General features: G+C 69.1%; 15 protein-coding genes. 5 read left to right on the plus strand and 10 right to left on the minus strand.

Annotation, left to right across the window (positions count from 1 at the left end; translation table 11 throughout):
• Complete coding sequence (locus H4F99_RS10910; protein ID WP_182669882.1) at positions 1–2,736, minus strand: bifunctional diguanylate cyclase/phosphodiesterase; 2,736 nt, start codon at positions 2,734–2,736, stop codon at positions 1–3.
• 362 nt (positions 2,737–3,098) lie between these two features.
• On the opposite strand from H4F99_RS10910, the gene H4F99_RS10915 reads away from it, so the two are divergent.
• Genes H4F99_RS10915 through H4F99_RS10930 form a run of 4 tightly spaced genes read left to right on the plus strand, consistent with a single transcriptional unit; the run spans position 3,099 to position 7,036 of the window.
• Positions 3,099–3,668: an RNA polymerase sigma factor gene (locus H4F99_RS10915; RefSeq protein WP_182669781.1), complete on the plus strand. Its 570-nt coding sequence runs from the start codon at positions 3,099–3,101 to the stop codon at positions 3,666–3,668.
• The gene (locus H4F99_RS10920) at positions 3,665–4,675 is read left to right on the plus strand and encodes a hypothetical protein (RefSeq protein ID WP_182669782.1); all 1,011 of its coding nucleotides are present in this window, start codon (positions 3,665–3,667) and stop codon (positions 4,673–4,675) included. Before H4F99_RS10915 ends, H4F99_RS10920 begins: the two co-directional genes overlap by 4 nt.
• Positions 4,672–5,271: an IMPACT family protein gene (locus H4F99_RS10925; RefSeq protein ID WP_182669783.1), complete on the plus strand. Its 600-nt coding sequence runs from the start codon at positions 4,672–4,674 to the stop codon at positions 5,269–5,271. The genes H4F99_RS10920 and H4F99_RS10925 overlap by 4 nt, the downstream gene beginning before the upstream one ends.
• Complete coding sequence (locus H4F99_RS10930; protein ID WP_182669784.1) at positions 5,264–7,036, plus strand: ABC transporter transmembrane domain-containing protein; 1,773 nt, start codon at positions 5,264–5,266, stop codon at positions 7,034–7,036. Before H4F99_RS10925 ends, H4F99_RS10930 begins: the two co-directional genes overlap by 8 nt.
• Before the next feature lie 46 nt (positions 7,037–7,082).
• On the opposite strand, the gene H4F99_RS10935 is transcribed toward H4F99_RS10930, so the two are convergent.
• Positions 7,083–8,186 carry a fatty acid desaturase family protein gene (locus H4F99_RS10935; protein ID WP_425488019.1) on the minus strand — a complete coding sequence of 368 codons (1,104 nt, stop codon included), beginning with the start codon at positions 8,184–8,186 and terminating at the stop codon, positions 7,083–7,085.
• 28 nt (positions 8,187–8,214) lie between these two features.
• Entirely contained in the window at positions 8,215–9,318 is a 1,104-nt protein-coding gene (locus H4F99_RS10940; protein ID WP_182669786.1) for a ferredoxin reductase, read from the minus strand.
• Between the two features lie 109 nt (positions 9,319–9,427).
• Between H4F99_RS10940 and fabR the strand changes: the two genes are divergently transcribed.
• The gene (gene fabR, locus H4F99_RS10945) at positions 9,428–10,093 is read left to right on the plus strand and encodes an HTH-type transcriptional repressor FabR (RefSeq protein ID WP_343064198.1); all 666 of its coding nucleotides are present in this window, start codon (positions 9,428–9,430) and stop codon (positions 10,091–10,093) included.
• Positions 10,094–10,099: 6 nt separating this feature from the next.
• On the opposite strand, the gene H4F99_RS10950 is transcribed toward fabR, so the two are convergent.
• The 7 genes from H4F99_RS10950 to H4F99_RS10980 form a co-directional block, all read right to left on the minus strand.
• Positions 10,100–11,704 carry an acyl-CoA dehydrogenase family protein gene (locus H4F99_RS10950; RefSeq protein ID WP_343064199.1) on the minus strand — a complete coding sequence of 535 codons (1,605 nt, stop codon included), beginning with the start codon at positions 11,702–11,704 and terminating at the stop codon, positions 10,100–10,102.
• Between the two features lie 8 nt (positions 11,705–11,712).
• The gene (locus tag H4F99_RS10955; protein ID WP_182669788.1) at positions 11,713–12,942 is read right to left on the minus strand and encodes a DUF11 domain-containing protein; all 1,230 of its coding nucleotides are present in this window, start codon (positions 12,940–12,942) and stop codon (positions 11,713–11,715) included.
• Between the two features lie 241 nt (positions 12,943–13,183).
• Entirely contained in the window at positions 13,184–13,396 is a 213-nt protein-coding gene (locus H4F99_RS10960) for a cold-shock protein (protein ID WP_182669883.1), read from the minus strand.
• Positions 13,397–13,504: 108 nt separating this feature from the next.
• A complete protein-coding gene (locus tag H4F99_RS10965; protein WP_182669789.1) occupies positions 13,505–14,272 on the minus strand; it encodes an S-methyl-5'-thioinosine phosphorylase in 768 nt (255 codons plus the stop codon).
• A 2-nt stretch (positions 14,273–14,274) separates the two neighbouring features.
• Positions 14,275–14,826 (minus strand): hypoxanthine-guanine phosphoribosyltransferase, encoded by a 552-nt coding sequence (locus H4F99_RS10970; RefSeq protein WP_182669790.1) that lies wholly within the window; start codon positions 14,824–14,826, stop codon positions 14,275–14,277.
• Positions 14,826–15,821 (minus strand): beta-N-acetylhexosaminidase, encoded by a 996-nt coding sequence (gene nagZ / locus H4F99_RS10975; RefSeq protein WP_182669791.1) that lies wholly within the window; start codon positions 15,819–15,821, stop codon positions 14,826–14,828. The genes H4F99_RS10970 and nagZ overlap by 1 nt, the downstream gene beginning before the upstream one ends.
• A 12-nt stretch (positions 15,822–15,833) precedes the next feature.
• Positions 15,834–16,364 (minus strand): CYTH domain-containing protein, encoded by a 531-nt coding sequence (locus tag H4F99_RS10980; RefSeq protein WP_182669792.1) that lies wholly within the window; start codon positions 16,362–16,364, stop codon positions 15,834–15,836.
• Between the last annotated feature and the right edge of the window lie 2 nt (positions 16,365–16,366).

Consider the following 16,366-nt stretch of genomic DNA (forward strand, 5'->3'; position numbering starts at 1 on the left):
TCAGGCCCGCGCCCGGTAAGCCGGCGCGGGCGCGGGGCGACCGTACAGGTAGCCCTGCCCCCGTTCGCAGCCCAGGTCGCGCAGGATCGCGGCCTGGCGTTCTGTTTCGATACCCTCGCCCACCGTGTAGATGCCCAGCGTGCCCGCAAGCGCCTGGATGGCCCGGACCACGGCCACGCTCTCGTGGCCTTCGTCCTCGGAGTCGAGCCCGGCCACGAAGCTCCGGTCGATCTTCAGGCACTCCAGCGGGAACCGGTGGAGGTAGGACAGCGCGGAGTAGCCGGTCCCGAAATCGTCCAGCTGGGCCAGCACGCCGTGGGTGCGAAGCTGCTTCAGCATGCGGATCGCACGCGGCGCGTCGTCCAGCAGCGCGACCTCGGTGATCTCCACGCGGAGGCGGTTCGGATCGGCGCCGCACTTCTCGATCAGCCGAAGCAGCCGATCGGCGAAGTCGTCGGAACGGAAGTGCCGGGGCGACACGTTGATCGACACGTAACTGTCGCCGGGTTCGTCGGCAAGCTGCCACAGCACGCGGCGGTACATCACCCAGTCGACCTCTTCGATCAGGCCGCTGTCCTCGCCCAGGCCGATGAATTCGCCCGGCAACAGCAGGCCGCGACGCTCGTGCTTCCAGCGCAACAGGGCTTCGTGGCCGACCACCTTGCTGTCCTCCAGCCGGATGATCGGCTGGTAGAACGCCACGAAGTCGTCGCTGTTGATCGCGCGGCGCAGGTCGGCTTCCAGGTCCAGGATGCGCACCGCTTCGTCACGCATCGCCTCGTCGAACACCGCCCAGCGGTCGCGCCCGCCCGCCTTCGCGCGGTACATCGCGGCGTCCGCGTCGCGCAGCAGGCCGGCGCCGTTGCGGTAGTTGCGCGTCCAGAATGCGATCCCGATGCTCGCCGACGGGAACACCTCGCGACCGGCCACCCAGCATGGTGCGCTCAACGCGGCGAGGACGCGCTCGGCGAGGCGTTCGGCGACGCTGCGGTCCTCCAGGCTCTCGATCAGGATCGCGAATTCGTCGCCGCCGAGCCGGGCGACCACGTCTTCCTCGCGCATGGCCGACACGATCCGCCGCCCGGCCTCGACCAGCAGGTCGTCGCCGGCCGAGTGACCGGCACTGTCGTTCACCAGCTTGAAGCGATCGAGGTCCAGGAACAGGACCGCGAACACGGCGTCCGGGGCCTGCCGGGCACGGCTGATCGCCATGCCCAGGCGTTCCAGCAGCTGGCTGCGGTTGGGCAATCCCGTCAGTGCATCGTGGCGTGCCTGGTAGGTGAGTCGCTGTTCGGCACGCAGGCGCTCGCCGATCTGTTCCAGGAGTTCCGCGTTGGCCTGGGCGAGTTCGTGCGTGCGGGCTTCGACCCGCTGCTCGAGTTCGGCATGGGCGGCCACCAGGCGGTCCTGGGCCCGCTTCCGGGCCAGGCCGATGCTGATGTGGTGCGCGACGAAGGTCAGCAACGCCTGGTCGCGCTGGGTAAACGTCACCGCGGAGGAGTAGCTCTGCACCACGATGACCCCCACCACGTTGCCATCGTGAAGCAGGGGCACCCCGAGCCAGCAATGCGGCAGGGCGCCGAACAGCACCGCTTCACCGGTCTGGTTCAGGTACGCGATCTGGTTGCTGTCCGCGAGCAGCGCCTCGCCGTGGTTGATCACGTACTCGGTCAGGCCGGGGCCGAGCGGACGGCTGTCACGCCGCATGTCCCGTTCATCGACGGTGTAGGGGAAATGCAGGGTTTCGCCGTCGTCATCGACGATGGCGATGTAGAAATTGCGCGCGTAGAGCAGTTCGCCGACCACGTCGTGGGTGCTGGCATAGAACTTCTCCAGCGTCTCGGAGGTGATCGACAGCTCGGCGATGCGGAACAGCGCCCGCTGCAGGCGCTCGCCCCGCTGGCGCTCGACGATCTCCGCCTGCAGGTCGCGGTTGCTCTGCCGCAGGGCACGGGTCCGCTCCTCGACCCGCTGTTCGAGCTGCTCGCGCGCCTTGCGACGGTCCACCGCGGTCAGCACGTGCTGGGCGACGAACTGGAGCAAGGCACGCTCTTCGTCGCCATAGAGCCCGGCATCGGTATAGGACTGCACGACGAGGGCACCGCACACCTGGCCGTCGCGACGCATGGTCACGCCCAGCCAGTCCTTGCTGTCGGGTCCGTGGCGATCGTCGCGCAGCACGCCCAGGCGACGGCGGACCTGCTCGGACGGGCCGTACTCGGCCTCGCCGTGCTTCAACAACGCGATGGTCACGCTGTTGGGCAGGTCGTCCTCGTGGATCTCGCGCTCGGGATCCGGCTCGTAGGAGTCGCTGGAATCCGCGAAATAGAGGAACCGGACACTGCGGCGGTCCGCGTCGTACAGGACGATGTACAGGTTCTCCGCGTGCATCAGCCCGCGGACGACGCCGTGGATCCGGCCCAGCATCTCGGCCATGTCCCGGTCCGATCCGGAAAGGTCGGCGATCTCGTAGAGCGCTTGTTGCAGGCGCTCGGATTTTTCCAGCGACACCACCCGCGCACGCGCACGCTCCGTCGCGAGGTGGGCGTCCACCAGCCGCCGCGCCATGGCCTGCCAGACCTCGCGCGCGGACTGCAGCATGGGCTCCCCGAGCTGGGCCGAGACCGCGGCGCGGATCCCATCCTCCGTCGTCCAGCTCACGCCGACATGCCGGGAGTCCTGCGTGTCGACCGTGCCTGACAGCAGGCGTTCGATCTCTTCGGGCTCCAGGGGCATGCCCGCCAGGCAAGGTCCGGGCGCACCGGGCACGTCCCAGCAGATCGTCAGGTGGGCATCGCAGAACAATGACTGCCGCAGGGCCCGGGCCAGGTCGGACGGCGTGACATGCGGGTCTTCCAGAGGCTGTACGACCTCGTTCTCGACGCTATGCACGGAAGCTCAGCCCTCTATTGCGACGCCCTGCGCCCCACCCCGCGGGCATGGGAAGGCGACACGCACAACCCCGAACCGGACCCGTGTGCGTTCGGTCTTCCATGAACCTCGTTGTCCCCATGCCCAGGCAGCCGCTGCTGCCTCCCTCCGTCACACAATGCACGAGCTTCTTCCCGACGGCAACGCCTCCACGTACCCTTCACGGGATGGATGCCGGGGCCCCGCCAGAAGCTGAACAGGACAACGACGCCACCCTCATGGCGGCCTGGGTGCGCGGTGACGATGCAGCGTTCGACCGCCTCTACGCGCGGCATCGCGGGCCCCTGTTCCGGTTCATGGTTCAACAGTTGCGCAACCGGGCGCTGGCCGAGGAATGTTTCCAGGACGTCTGGCAACGGGTGATTGGAGCGCGCGCGCGTTGGACGCCGGATGCCGCATTCAGCACCTGGCTGTACCGCATCGCCCACAATAGGTTGAACGATCACTGGCGTGCCCAGAAGCACCGCCCCCCCGCCCCGGACGATGCCGACCTCCGTGCCGCGCGCATTCCCGACCCCGTCACGCCGGAGCGCCAGCTGTCCGAGTTCGAACAGCGACGCGAACTGCAACGGGCGATCGATGCGCTGCCGGAAGAGCAGCGCGAAGTCGTCCTGCTACGCCTCGGCCGTGAGCTGAGTCTCGAGGAAATCGGCGAGATCACGGGGGCCGGCCGGGAAACCGTCAAATCGCGGCTGCGCTACGCCATGGCGAAGCTGCGCGAGAGCCTGAACCCATGAACCGCTTCCCGAACGATCCACTGACCCCCGAAGAGCGCGCGCTGGCCGCACGCCTCGGGGCGATGGGTCCACATGAGGGCCCGCCCCCGGAACTCGACGCGCGCATCCGCTCGGCGGCGCGCGCGGCGACCCGCGCCCGCCCGCACGCGCGGCGCCGTCGCTGGCTCGGGCTCAGTGGCGGCGCCGGCGGACTGGTGACCGGCCTGGGCATGGCCGCCTCGTTGACGCTCGTGCTGGGCGTGGTCTGGCAACTGCGACCGATGGAGAGCACCGTCCCGGTCCCCCGGGAATCGACCGACGGAGCTGCCGTGATGGTGGAGCACCTGCCGCGTGCGCCGTCGCGCTTGCGGCAACCGCCCCCGCCGCCTGCCGAGCCCACGGCTTTGCCCCCCGCCGCCCTGCCCTCCGGTGCGCCGGCAACCGACGAGACCGTGACCGCCATTGCGGACGACGTAGCGGCGGCGACGGCCGAGGCCGAGGGCGCCGCCAAGGCGGCACGGGAGGCCGAGCGGCAGGCGGCCGACGCGCGCAGCGCGATGCGCGATGCGGACATCGCTCGCCAGCAGGCGGTCGAGCGGGCGCACGCAGGACAACGCGCTCAACGCGAGGCAGGCGCCGCCGAGGACATGGCGGGGGTGGCCGAGGCCGCGGCGGCCGAGGACAGTCCTGCACCTGAATCTGCACCTGCCCCGGCGCGCCGAGCGACCTACACCCGCTCCGCGCGTGCGACGGCTGACGCCGCCGTGCGCCCCTTGAAGAACGTCGGGAGCGCCCCGCAGGCCGCTGCCGCATCCGCCCCCCTGGCTGCGACGGATGCCGCCTCCCTGCCCGACGTGGGCCTGGACCGCGACCTGGACGTGGACGATTGGCTGCAACGCATCCGTGACCGCCGCGACGCAGGCCAGACCGAGGCGGCGCGGGAGAGCCTCGATGCGTTCGTGCATGCCCATCCGGGGGTCACCCTCCCCGATGACCTCCAGGCCCTCGTCGACCCCGGCGCCCGATGACCCGGGACACGCTGGTGGCACGCGTCGAGCACGCGATCGAGGTCAAGCACAGTCGCTTCCTCGCGCAGGCGGCACCGGTGGCGTCACCCGAGGCGGCCACGGCGTTCTTCGAGGACGCCGGCGACCCGGCGGCCACGCATAACTGCTGGGCGTGGCGCATCGATGGCGAATACCGGTTCAACGACGACGGCGAACCCGCGTCGACGGCGGGACGCCCCATCCTCGCCGCCATCGAGGGCCAGGGGCTCGACCGCGTGGCCGTGGTGGTGACGCGCTGGTACGGCGGCATCAAGCTCGGCGCCGGTGGACTCGTCCGTGCCTATGGCGGTTGCGCGTCCGAATGCCTGCGCACCGCCGCGCGCGTGCCACTGGTCAGGATGGCGAAAGTGGACGTGCGCTTCGGCTTCGAGCACACCGGCGCGGTCCATGGCGTGCTCGCGCAGATGCCGGTCGACAAGGAGGCGGAATCGTTCGATGCAGGCGGGGCGCGCCTTCGGCTCCAGCTCCCGGCCGACGCCATGGAGACCTTGAAAGCACGCCTGCGCGACGCCACCCGGGACCGGGTACGCCTGGAGAACCTGGAACACGATGACTGAGTCCAAGACGCGCGATGCCGTGCGTGAGAAAGCACCGGTGGGCCAGCTGCGCACCCTGTGGCCATTCGTCGTCCGCCACAGGGGCCTGTTCGGCGCGTGGCTGCTCGCGCTCGCCGCCTCGTCGGCAGCCACGCTCAGCCTGCCTCCGGCCTTCCGCACCGTCATCGACCACGGCTTCGCCTCCGGCGGCGACGGCATCGATCGTGCGTTCGGCCTGCTGTTCCTGGTGGCCATCGCCCTGGCCTTCGCCACCGCCGCGCGCTTCTTCTTCGTCTCGCTGCTCGGCGAACGCGTCGTCGCCGATCTCCGCCAGCGGCTCTACGGCCACTTGATGGGTCTGGATGCGGCTTTCCACGACGCGAACCGCAGCGGCGAGCTGGTCTCGCGGCTGACCGCCGACGCCGAGCTGCTGCGCAGCGTCGTGGCCACCAGCATGTCGGTCGCCCTGCGCAGTACCGTCACCTTCCTCGGCAGCATCGCGATGCTGTTCGTGACCAGTCCGCGACTGGCGGCGTACGCGGTCATCGGCATTCCATTGGCGGTCCTGCCGATCGTCATGGGCGCACGTCGCCTGCAGAAGATCTCGCGCACCGCGCAGGACCGGATCGCCGATGCCAATGCGCTGGCGACGGAGACCCTGGGCGCGGTGCGCACGGTGCAGGCCCATGCACGCGAACCCTGGGAGCGCGGACGCTTCGGCGAGGCCGTGGCCCAGGCCGTGGCGACCGCACGGCGTCGCATACGGGTGCAGGCGATGGTGACGGCGATCGCGATCAGCCTGGTGTTCGGCGCGATCACCCTGGTGCTGTGGTCGGGCGCGCATGACGTCGCCGCGGGCCGCATGAGCGCGGGGACCCTGGGGCAGTTCGTGCTGTATGCGTTGATCGGTGGCGGCTCCGTGGGCGCCTTGGCCGAAGTCTGGAACGAACTGCAGCGGGCCGCGGGTGGCATGGGCCGGATCGGCGAACTCCTCGACGCCCGGCCCCGTATCCTCGCGCCCGATCCACCCGAGCCGCTGCCGACACCGGTTCGCGGCGAGATCCGCTTCGAAGGCGTCACCTTCCATTACCCCAACCGCCCTGACCTCCCCGCACTCGAACATTTCGACCTGCACGTCGCCCCCGGCGAAACCGTCGCGCTGGTCGGTCCGTCCGGGGCGGGCAAGAGCACGGTACTCTCGCTGCTGCTGCGCTTCCACGATCCCGACGCCGGGGCGATCCGCATCGACGACGTCGACATCCGCCGGCTCGACCCGGCTGGACTGCGCGATGCAATCGCACTGGTACCGCAACAGCCGACCCTGTTCGCGACCAGCGCACGCGAGAACATCCGCTACGGGCGCCTGGAGGCCAGCGACCAGGACATCGACGCCGCGGCGACCGCGGCGCATGCGGCCGAGTTCCTGGACGCGCTTCCCGAAGGACTGGACACCGAACTCGGTGAACGCGGCGCACGCCTGTCCGGCGGCCAGCAGCAGCGCGTGGTCATCGCGCGTGCCCTGCTGAAGGACGCCCCCCTCCTGCTGCTTGACGAGGCCACCAGCGCACTGGATGCGCAGAGCGAGCGCGCCGTGCAGGAGGCGCTGGACACACTGATGCGGGGACGCACCACCCTGGTGATCGCCCACCGGCTTTCAACCGTCCTGAAGGCGGACCGGATCGTGGTGATGGACCGGGGCCGCATCGTGGCCCAGGGCACGCACGCAGCCCTGCTGGCCGAAGGCGGGCTCTACGCCGAACTGGCGAAGCTGCAGTTCCTGGATTGAGGCGGCGGGGTCGCCCCGGAAACACGCGGCTCTTCAGTCCCGCCGATCAGCCATTGGCCACCAGCGGCGCCATGCGCGGCGGACGGCTCGGGAAGGCATGCCGCAGGATGCGCCAGGTCACCTGGCCGAACTGCCGCGGCAGGGAACCGGTGTTGTAGTGCTGGCCATACCGGCGACAGATGTCGCGCACCTCGACCGCCAGTTCCGAGTAGCGATTGGCGGGGATGTCGGGATAGAAATGGTGTTCGATCTGGTGGCTCAGGTTGCCCGACAGCAGGTCGATGACGAAGCCCCCCGAGATGTTCGACGAGCCGCGAAGCTGGCGCAGGTACCAGTGCCCGCGCGACTCGTTGCGCACCACTTCGCGCGGGAAGGTCTCGGCATGCGCCGTGAAGTGCCCGCAGAAGATGATCACGTAGGTCCATACGTTGCGGATCAGGTTCGCGACGACGTTGCCCAGCAGGACCGGCAGGAAGAACGGACCGGCCAGCGCCGGGAAGACGACGTAATCCTTCACTACCTGGCGGGCCATCTTGCGGCCGACCGGACGGAACTGGCGCCACAGCGCCGAACCGCTCATCTTGCCCTGCATCCAGCGCCCGAGCTTGAGGTCCTGGATCGCGACGCCCCACTCGAACAGCAGCGCGAACACCGGCGCGATCACCGGCTGCAGCAGGAAGAACGGCTGCCACTTCTGCTCGGGGAAGATGCGCAGCAGCCCGTAGCCGATGTCGTCGTCGAGGCCGCGCACGTTGGTATAGGTGTGGTGGCGATGGTTGTGCGTCTTCCGCCAGTTCTCCGACGTCGCGACGATGTCCCACTCGTAGGTCTTGCCGTTGAGCTGCGGGTCGCCCATCCAGTCGTACTGACCGTGGATGACGTTGTGGCCGAGTTCCATGTTCTCGAGGATCTTCGACAACGCGAGCAGCAACACGCCGGCGATCCACGCCGGGACCAGCACGTGGTGTACGAACGCGCCGAGGAACAACAGGCCGCGACCGGCCACTTCGGTGTACCGGACGGCCTTGATGACGTTGCGGATGTAGCGCGCGTCGCGCTCGCCCAGGGACGCGACGGTGCGCGCGCGCAACGCGTCGAGTTCGGCGCCGAAGGCGTCGAGTTCGGACAGGCTCAGGGGACGGTTCTTCATGGCGTTTGGCATGCGTCAGGCGTCGGTTTCAAAGGTCGATCGAAAGGTCGGTGGCGGCGCTGTGGATGCAAAGTTTCAGCGCCTGCGTGTTCTCGTGGACCAGCGCCCCGCTGGGCAGGTGGCGCACGCTGCCTGCGGACTTGCCGCAGGCGCAGGTGTTGCAGATGCCCATGCGACAACCGGACTTCGGGCGCAAGCCTTCGGCTTCCAGTACCTCAAGCAGCGACTTGCCACGGGGCGCGCGGAGGGTCCGGCCGCTGCGTGCAAGGGTCAGTTCCACCTCGCCCTCGTCGCCCACGGGCACCTCGGGCAGGCTGAAGGCTTCCGCCCGGAACCCGGCAACCCGGCCGTCGAGCAGCGCGCGCGCGGACTCGACGAAGCCCCCGGGCCCGCACGCCATCACCTGGCGTGCCGCGATATCGGGGACGGTCTCCATCAGCAGTTCCGAACGGATCCGGCCGACGCGCTCGTCGTCGGCACGCGCCGCTTCGCGGGTCAGGATGAAGTGCACGTCCAGGTTCGAGCATGACGCCGCCAAGGCGCGCAACTCGTCGACGAAACACAGTTCATCGCGCTGCCGGGCCCAGTACAGAAGGGTCACGGGCACGGGCATGCCGCGCGCGGCGAGGTCACGCAGCATCGCCCTCAGCGGCGTGATGCCGGAGCCGCCCGCCAGGAACAGCAGGGGCCCGGAGGGCGATGCGGGCAACGTCATTTCGCCGAATGCAGGGCCCAGTTCCACCACGCTTCCCAGCGCCGCCTGTTCGCAGAGGATCGGGCTGACACGCCCTCCGGGCATGCGTTTGATGGTGACCGCCAGCAGGCCGTCCGCACGGGGCGGTTCGGACAGGCTGTAGCTGCGGGTCAGTCGCGCGCCGTCGACTTCGACACCGATATTGAGGTGCTGCCCCGGCGTGAAGCCGCTCCAGTGCCGGTTGGGCTTCAACAACAGCGTGACGGCGTCGCGGGACACCGCCTCGCGTCCGACCACGCGCGCCAGCGGACGCTCCCAGGTCCACAGCGTATTGACCCTTCCCGCCCAGAAATCAAAGACCTGGGGGGAGACGAAAGGACGCAGCCAATGCCGCATGGGGGCTCGACGGCGGTGGCGGGGACGGACTCGGGCATTCATGCGAGTTACTATACCAGTGTGCAGACGCGCGTATATACAACCGTATATTAATTACGTGACTGCCGTCGACTCCGCCCCGCCAGCGTTCAGAATTGGTCATACTCGCCCCGTGAGCACCGCCGCCCTCTCCCCGTCGCACGACGACCACGGCCCTGGCCGGAAGCCGTCGATTTCCCGCGAGGACATCCTCACGGCCGCGCTCAAGCTGCTTGGGCCGCATCGCAGCGTGTCCAGCCTCAGCCTGCGCGAGGTGGCCCGCGAGGCCGGCATCGCCCCGAACAGCTTCTATCGCCACTTCCGCGACATGGACGAGCTGGCGGTGGCGTTGATCGACCTGGCCGGCCGTTCGCTGCGCCGGATCATCGGCGAGGCCCGGCAACGCGCCGCCGGCGGCAAGCGCAGCGTCGTCCGCAGCTCGGTCGAAGCGTTCATGGAGCAGCTTCGGGCCGACGACACGCTGCTCCACGTCCTGCTGCGCGAAGGCACGGTGGGCTCGGATGCATTCAAGCAGGCGGTCGACCGCGAGCTGGGATTCTTCGAGGAAGAACTGCGACTCGACCTGATCCGGCTCGCGCGCCTGGACCACGCCACCCTGCACGAGCCCGCGCTCGCGGCCAAGGCGATCACCCGGTTGGTGTTCGCGGTGGGTGGCACTGCGATGGACCTGCCGCGGGAGAAGGACCCCGAACTCATCGACCAGCTCTCCAGCATGGTCCGGATGATCGTCACCGGTGCCCGCACCCTGCGTGCCGACGAGGGCCGCGGCGACCGGTGAAACCGTTCAGCCGGCAGGCAGCACGCGGTCGATCGCGCGGCCCTCATCCAGACCGTCGGCCAGGGTGCCGAAACCCAACGCGTGGGGCGCCTCGATCCGGCTGCGGATGAAGTCACCGGCCAGCGGACTGGCCGCGCGCTCCAGCGCCACCGCCTGCAGGCCCAGGGCCAAGCGCTCGACCACGCACCTCGCATTCCGTTCGCTCGTGGCCGCCAGTGTCGCTTCGAGGCTTCGGCGGAATTCGTCCGGCATGCCGGTGCCGGCGCCGAGCTCATCATGCAGGGCGGCCCGGCACGCGGGTTCGCGCTCCAGCGCCCGCAGTACGTCAAGGCACTGGATGTTGCCGCTGCCCTCCCAGATCGCGTTCAGCGGTGCCTGCCGGTACAACCGCGCCAACAGCGACTCCTCGATGTAGCCGCCCCCACCCAGGCACTCCTGCGCTTCGCTCACGAAAGCGGGTGCCCGCTTGCAGATCCAGTACTTGCCGATCGCCGTGGCCACGCGCGCCAATGCCGCTTCGGCGGGATCCTGCGGGCCGGCATCCACTGCCCGCGCCACCCGCATCGCCAGAGCCAGCGCCGCTTCCGCCTCGATCGCGAGGTCGGCCAGCACGTTGCGCATCAGTGGCTGCGCCACCAGCGCCCGTCCGAACGCATGGCGGTAACGGGCGTGATGGATGGCCTGCGCCACCGCCATGCGCATCAGGGCCGCGGAACCCAGCATGCAGTCCAACCGCGTCAGCATGACCATCGGGATGATGGTCGCGACGCCCCGCCCTTCCTCTCCGATGCGCCACGCCCATGCGCCGTCGAATTCGACCTCGGACGACGCATTGGAGCGGTCACCGAGCTTGTCCTTCAAGCGGACCAGCCGGAACGCGTTGCGGGTGCCGTCAGGGCGCCAGCGCGGCATCAGGAAGCAGGACAGGCCGGCAGCCGCCTGCGCCAGCACCAGGAAACCATCGCTCATCGGCGCCGAGAAAAACCACTTGTGACCGACCAGTCGATAGCTGCCGTCCGGCATGGGCGAGGCGGTCGTGCGGTTGCTGCGGACGTCGCTCCCGCCCTGTTTTTCGGTCATCCCCATGCCCAGGGTGATGCCTGCCTTGGCCTCGATGGGGGCGTTGCGCGGATCGTAGTGGGGTGCACAGGCCTTCTCGGCCCAGGTCCCCAGTGCTGGGGCCATGCGAAGCACCGGCACGGCGGCATGGGTCATCGTCAACGGACAGCTGCTGCCCGGCTCGACCTGATAGTGCAGGTAGCTCAGCGCCGCGCGCGCGACATGGGACCCGGTCCGCGGCTCGTACCAGGAGAGTCCCGAGACCCCCTGCGAGACCGCCGCGTCCATCACCGCGTGGTAGTTGGGGTGGAACTCGACCACATCGATGCGCTGCCCGAAGCGATCGTGGCTGCGCAGTCGGGGGATGTCCCGATGCGCATCGAAGCCGAGCGCATGGAGCGTGCTCCCGGACAGTCGTCCATATGCGGCGATGCGCGCGCGCCAATGGCCTGCACCCTCGCGCATGACCGCCTCGCGCAAGGCGGCGTCATCCGCCCACAGGTCGCGCGGCGCGAATTCGGGTGGCTGGTTCCCGACGGGCGCGTCGTCCACGCGCCCGCCTACTGCACCGTGCAACCCAGCGAGAACGTCAGGCTGCTGCTGGGTGGCAAGGTCGCGAGGGTCACCCCTGCCGCGGATTGCAGTGCAGCCACCGACAAGCCGCCCGGACAGGCCGCGCCACCGGTGGCGCCATCACACGTGACGGACAAGCAGTCCACGCCGGTAGGCGCCGGATTCCGCAGGACGGCGCCGTCGCCGACATCGGGGCCGCCGTTGCGAACCACGAGGGTGTAGGTCACCGGCTCGCCGGCCACCACGGTATCGGCGGCCTGGTCCACGTCGTTGTTGACGCCCGGGGTGTTGGTGTTGGTGATCGACAGATCGGCGACGAGCGGCACCGAAACGCCGAGACCGAAGGAGTCCCCCGCCCCGGTATTGGTGCCGAGATAGGTGGCACCCGGCGTCCCGTCACCGCGCACGAACATGCGCAGGACCAGCGTACTGAAGGTGCCGTTGACCCTGACCGAGCCGCACGCCGCACCGGAGTCGCAACTTTCGTCGATATCGCTGCGACTGTTGTTGATCTGGCTGGCCGTCACCGCCAGGTTGGTGCCGGACAACAGGGTGAAGGTCGCGCTGGTGGGCGAGACCCGATTGAACTCGACGCTGTAACCGAGCCCGTTGACGGTACCGTTGGTCTCGCCCAACCCGACGAGATGGAGGACCGGATTGGTCACGGGCCGGCTGAAGGCGATCGTCAGGTCCGCCTGGCGGATCCGGTTCGTCGTGTTTGCGCCCGCGCCACGCGTCGCCGTGGCGAACGTGCGCAGGCCGGCGTTCGCCGTCAGGTCGTGACCGCTGCCGGCAGCCGACCCGGAGCTATACAGGGTCGAAGCCCCCACGGGGCTGCCAGAGGACAACGACCATTCGCGGAAGATCGGCACGCCCTGCACCGTGGTGCCGTTCGGGAAGTCGTTGGCGCCGAAGCGCGGCACGTCGTTGCCCTGGACCAGTGACCAGCTGAACGTGACCGAGACCGGGTTCGCCGCATTGGTAAAGGTATTGCCGCCGGGGTTGTCGGTGTTCAGACGCATCGCGACGGTCTGCGGGGTGGTCAGTGGACCCGAATTCGTCGGTCCACCCTGCCCCGTGGCGAACTCCCACATGCCTTGAGCGCGCGACTCTTGGGCCCACGCCATGCACAGCAGCAGGAGGGCGAGCGCTCGCCCTATCCATCCCGCAGCCGCGATCTCCCGCCCAACTCCGGTGACCCGTACGTCCATGCCCATGCCCAGCGCCCCGAATATCCGTCGAGCCAAGCACAGCCGCGGGCAAGACCACGTGAATTCACATCACTCAGGGGGGTGCACATTCCGCATCCAGGCGACGCCTCGGCGCTCGCACCCATCAACAGGGCCGTGTTGACGCTCCGTTCTGCAGCGGACCCCCGCCGCTGCGTTCCCGCTTTCCCATGAAAAAGCCCCGCCTGGCAAGGCGGGGCCCGGAATGCTCGGAAAAACAGGCAGGCCGTCAGGCCTCGGCGGCAACCATGACCTCGGAGGCCTGCGCGCCCTTGGGACCCTGGGTCAGCTGGTAACTCACCCGCTGGCCTTCCTGCAGGCTGCGGAAGCCCTTGGCATTGATGGCGGAGAAGTGGACGAATACGTCCGCGCTGCCGTCTTCGGGCGAGATGAAGCCGAATCCCTTGGCGTCGTTGAACCATTTGACAGTACCGTACTGCATGTCCTTGATGACCTCATGCTGGATGCGATGGGCGCGGCGGCGCGTCAGGTGCGCCAGCCGCACGGCCGAGTATGCAAACTGAACGGTCGCTTGACAACAGGCGACGCCTCAGTTCCGCAACAGCGCACGCAACAATGCAGGCAAACCCGCAGAGGCCGCAGCGACGTTGTCCAGTACGTCCTGCAGGGTGATCACCTCGTCCGGATCCGGTCCCGCGCCCGCCGCCCAGTTGGCGACGATGGCGAGGCAGGCATAGTCGAGGCCCAGTTCGCGTGCCAGTCCCGCCTCCGGCATGCCGGTCATGCCGACCAGGTCGCAACCGTCACGACGCAGGCGCGCGATCTCCGCGCGCGTTTCCAGGCGTGGGCCCTGGGTCGCGCCGTAGCAGCCGCCGTCAAGCAGCTCGACACCAGCATGGGCCGCGGCATCGACGACCGCCGCGCGCAGGCTGCGGGTATACGGTTCGCCGAAGTCGACATGCAGCACCTCGCCCCCCGCACTGGCCCAGGGCTCGCCCTCGCATAGCGTGGATACGCGCCCCCAGGTGTAGTCGATCAACTGGTCGGGACAGGCGAGCACGCGCGGTCCGCAGGCGACGGTGATGCCGCCCACGGTATTCAGCGCAAGCACGCGCCGCACGCCAAGGTCCTGCAGCGCCGCCAGGTTCGCGCGGTAGTTGATGAGGTGCGGCGGCACCGAATGACCTTCACCATGGCGTGCCAGGAACGCGACGCGCCGGCCCTCGAGGCGACCGACCCGGACAGGTCCGGACGGCAGGCCGAAGCGCGTCTCGACGACGTGCGACTCGATGTCCTCGAGTTCGGCCAGGCGGTAAACGCCGGTGCCGCCAATGACCGCCAGGTCGATCGCCTGCATGTTCAATCCTTCAGCGCATGAATGGCTGGCAGGTTGCGGCCCTGCTCGTGGTAGTCCATGCCGTAGCCGAACACGTACCGATCCGGCACTTCGACGCCCACGTAGTCCGCATGGATGCCCTCCACGCAGCGGTCGTGCACTTTCACCGCCAGCACGGCGACGCGGACGTCAGCAGCGCCTTCGGCACGACACCATTCGATGATGCCGGCCAGGGTGTGGCCCTCGTCGAGGATGTCGTCGGCGAGCAGCACGCGACGCCCGGCGAGTGGCGTCGCGGGCCGATGCTTCCAGACCAGATCGGCGCCCTGCGTCGCGCCGCGGTAGCGCGTTGCGTGGAGGTAGTCGAATTCCAGGTCGAGACCCCGGGCACCCAGGGCCATCGCCAGCCGTGCGGCGAACGGCAGCCCGCCGTGCATGACGGTCAGGTACAGGGGTGGTGCGTCGTAGTCAGCGCGGATCCCGTCGGCCATGCGCTCGATCGACGCCTCGACGACAGCGGCACCGACAACGACATCGGAATTTTCCAGCGCCCAAGCCAGGTCGTGTCCACTCATCAGCTCAAGTCCTCCAGCCGTTGCCGGCTGTCCATGTAGCGCGCGTCGGCCAGGAGCGCATCCCAACCGACCGCCCCGCGACCGACCAGGCCGGCCAGGGGCATCGTGTCCAGCACGCGACCGTGCACCGCGGCCAGCGCGTCCTCGACCAGTTCCGGATGACAGACCAGCACGGCGTCGCAGCCGGCATCGAGGTGAGCCTCGACGCGCGCTTTCACACCACCGGCGCTGTCCGCCGCCTTCATCCCGATGTCGTCGCTGAAGACGACACCGCGGAAGCCCATCTCGCCCCGCAGGATGTCGCGGATCCAGCGTGGCGCGAATCCCGCGGGCTCCGGTGCGACCTGCGGATAGCGCACATGCGCCATCATTACCGCGTCCGCACCAGCCTCGATCCCGGCGGCGAAAGGCACGAGGTCCAGCGCCCGGATTTCATCCAGCGTACGCGGGTCTTCCGCGTCCTCGAAGTGGGTGTCTTCCGGCACCGAGCCGTGCCCGGGGAAGTGCTTGAGCGTGGCGGCCATGCCGGCATCGTGCATGCCGAGCACGTAGGCACGGGTGAAATCGGCGACGACGTCGGGGGCATCGAAGAACGCCCGGTTGCCGATCGCGCGGTTGCCACGCCCCAGGTCCACCACCGGCGCGAAGCTCAGGTCGACGCCGCTCGCGCGCACTTCGCTGGCCATCAGCCAGGCATGCTCGCGGGCCAGTGCGATCGCCGCCTCCGGGTCGCGGGCATGCTGTGCCTTGAAGGACGCCAGGGGTGGCAAGGCACTGTAGCCGTCGCGGAAGCGCTGCACGCGTCCGCCTTCCTGGTCCACGCAAAGCAGCTGCGGACGCGGCGCGGCCTCGCGGATCGCCTGCGACAGCTCGGCGACCTGGGTCCGCGACGCGAAGTTGCGCGCGAACAGTACGACGCCGGCGCAGGCGTCCGCCTGCAGCCAGTCATGCTCGCGCGCGGTGAGTTCGGTACCGGCAACGCCGATCAGCAGCATCGGACACCTCGATCAGGGTTCATCGCCCGCCTGCTCCGCCGCGCTCCATTGCGCGAAGGGCCGCGAGGCCAAGGCCAGATTGTAGTAGCGTGCCTGCTCGGTGACCTCCTGGCCGAGCCAGGCCGGGCGCTCGAAGGCCTCGTCGGCATCGCCCAGTTCGATCTCCGCGACGACCAGGCCGGCGTTCTCGCCGAGAAACTCGTCGACTTCCCACAGGTGCGCGCCGTGGCGGACAAGGTGCCGGCGCTTCTCAATCCGCCCGCCCACGCAAAGCGCCAGCAGTGCGCGCGCATCGTCCACCGGCAGCGGGTAGTCGAACTCCTGCCGGGTATGTCCCAGCTCGCGCGACTTGATGTTGAGGAAGGCTCCCGTCGCCTCGATGCGTACGCGGATCGAGGCCTTCATCGGCACGCGAACGTCGACGCCCGCCTCCATCGCCGCGAGGTCATTGAGGTAGCCCTGCGCCATCGGGACCACCTCGTGCGCAGCCACGCGCCAAGCGTCGCCGTCGACCAGGAACTTGCGTTCGATCTCGATGCCCATGG

Source organism: Marilutibacter penaei, from assembly GCF_014145395.1.
In the GTDB taxonomy this organism is placed as follows: Bacteria; Pseudomonadota; Gammaproteobacteria; order Xanthomonadales; family Xanthomonadaceae; genus Marilutibacter; species Marilutibacter penaei.

Excerpts from the sequence above, each read along its gene's own strand:
- H4F99_RS10955 (WP_182669788.1), bottom strand. The coding sequence starts at position 12,942 with ATGGGCATGGACGTACGGGTCACCGGAGTTGGGCGGGAGATCGCGGCT.
- H4F99_RS10970 (WP_182669790.1), bottom strand. The coding sequence starts at position 14,826 with ATGAGTGGACACGACCTGGCTTGGGCGCTGGAAAATTCCGATGTCGTT.
- H4F99_RS10910 (WP_182669882.1), bottom strand. The coding sequence starts at position 2,736 with ATGCCCCTGGAGCCCGAAGAGATCGAACGCCTGCTGTCAGGCACGGTC.
- H4F99_RS10965 (WP_182669789.1), bottom strand. The coding sequence starts at position 14,272 with ATGCAGGCGATCGACCTGGCGGTCATTGGCGGCACCGGCGTTTACCGC.
- H4F99_RS10960 (WP_182669883.1), bottom strand. The coding sequence starts at position 13,396 with ATGCAGTACGGTACTGTCAAATGGTTCAACGACGCCAAGGGATTCGGC.
- H4F99_RS10980 (WP_182669792.1), bottom strand. The coding sequence starts at position 16,364 with ATGGGCATCGAGATCGAACGCAAGTTCCTGGTCGACGGCGACGCTTGG.
- H4F99_RS10940 (WP_182669786.1), bottom strand. The coding sequence starts at position 9,318 with ATGAATGCCCGAGTCCGTCCCCGCCACCGCCGTCGAGCCCCCATGCGG.
- H4F99_RS10915 (WP_182669781.1), top strand. The coding sequence starts at position 3,099 with ATGGATGCCGGGGCCCCGCCAGAAGCTGAACAGGACAACGACGCCACC.
- H4F99_RS10920 (WP_182669782.1), top strand. The coding sequence starts at position 3,665 with ATGAACCGCTTCCCGAACGATCCACTGACCCCCGAAGAGCGCGCGCTG.
- nagZ (WP_182669791.1), bottom strand. The coding sequence starts at position 15,821 with ATGCTGCTGATCGGCGTTGCCGGTACCGAACTCACCGCGCGCGAGCAT.
- H4F99_RS10935 (WP_425488019.1), bottom strand. The coding sequence starts at position 8,186 with ATGAAGAACCGTCCCCTGAGCCTGTCCGAACTCGACGCCTTCGGCGCC.
- H4F99_RS10925 (WP_182669783.1), top strand. The coding sequence starts at position 4,672 with ATGACCCGGGACACGCTGGTGGCACGCGTCGAGCACGCGATCGAGGTC.
- H4F99_RS10930 (WP_182669784.1), top strand. The coding sequence starts at position 5,264 with ATGACTGAGTCCAAGACGCGCGATGCCGTGCGTGAGAAAGCACCGGTG.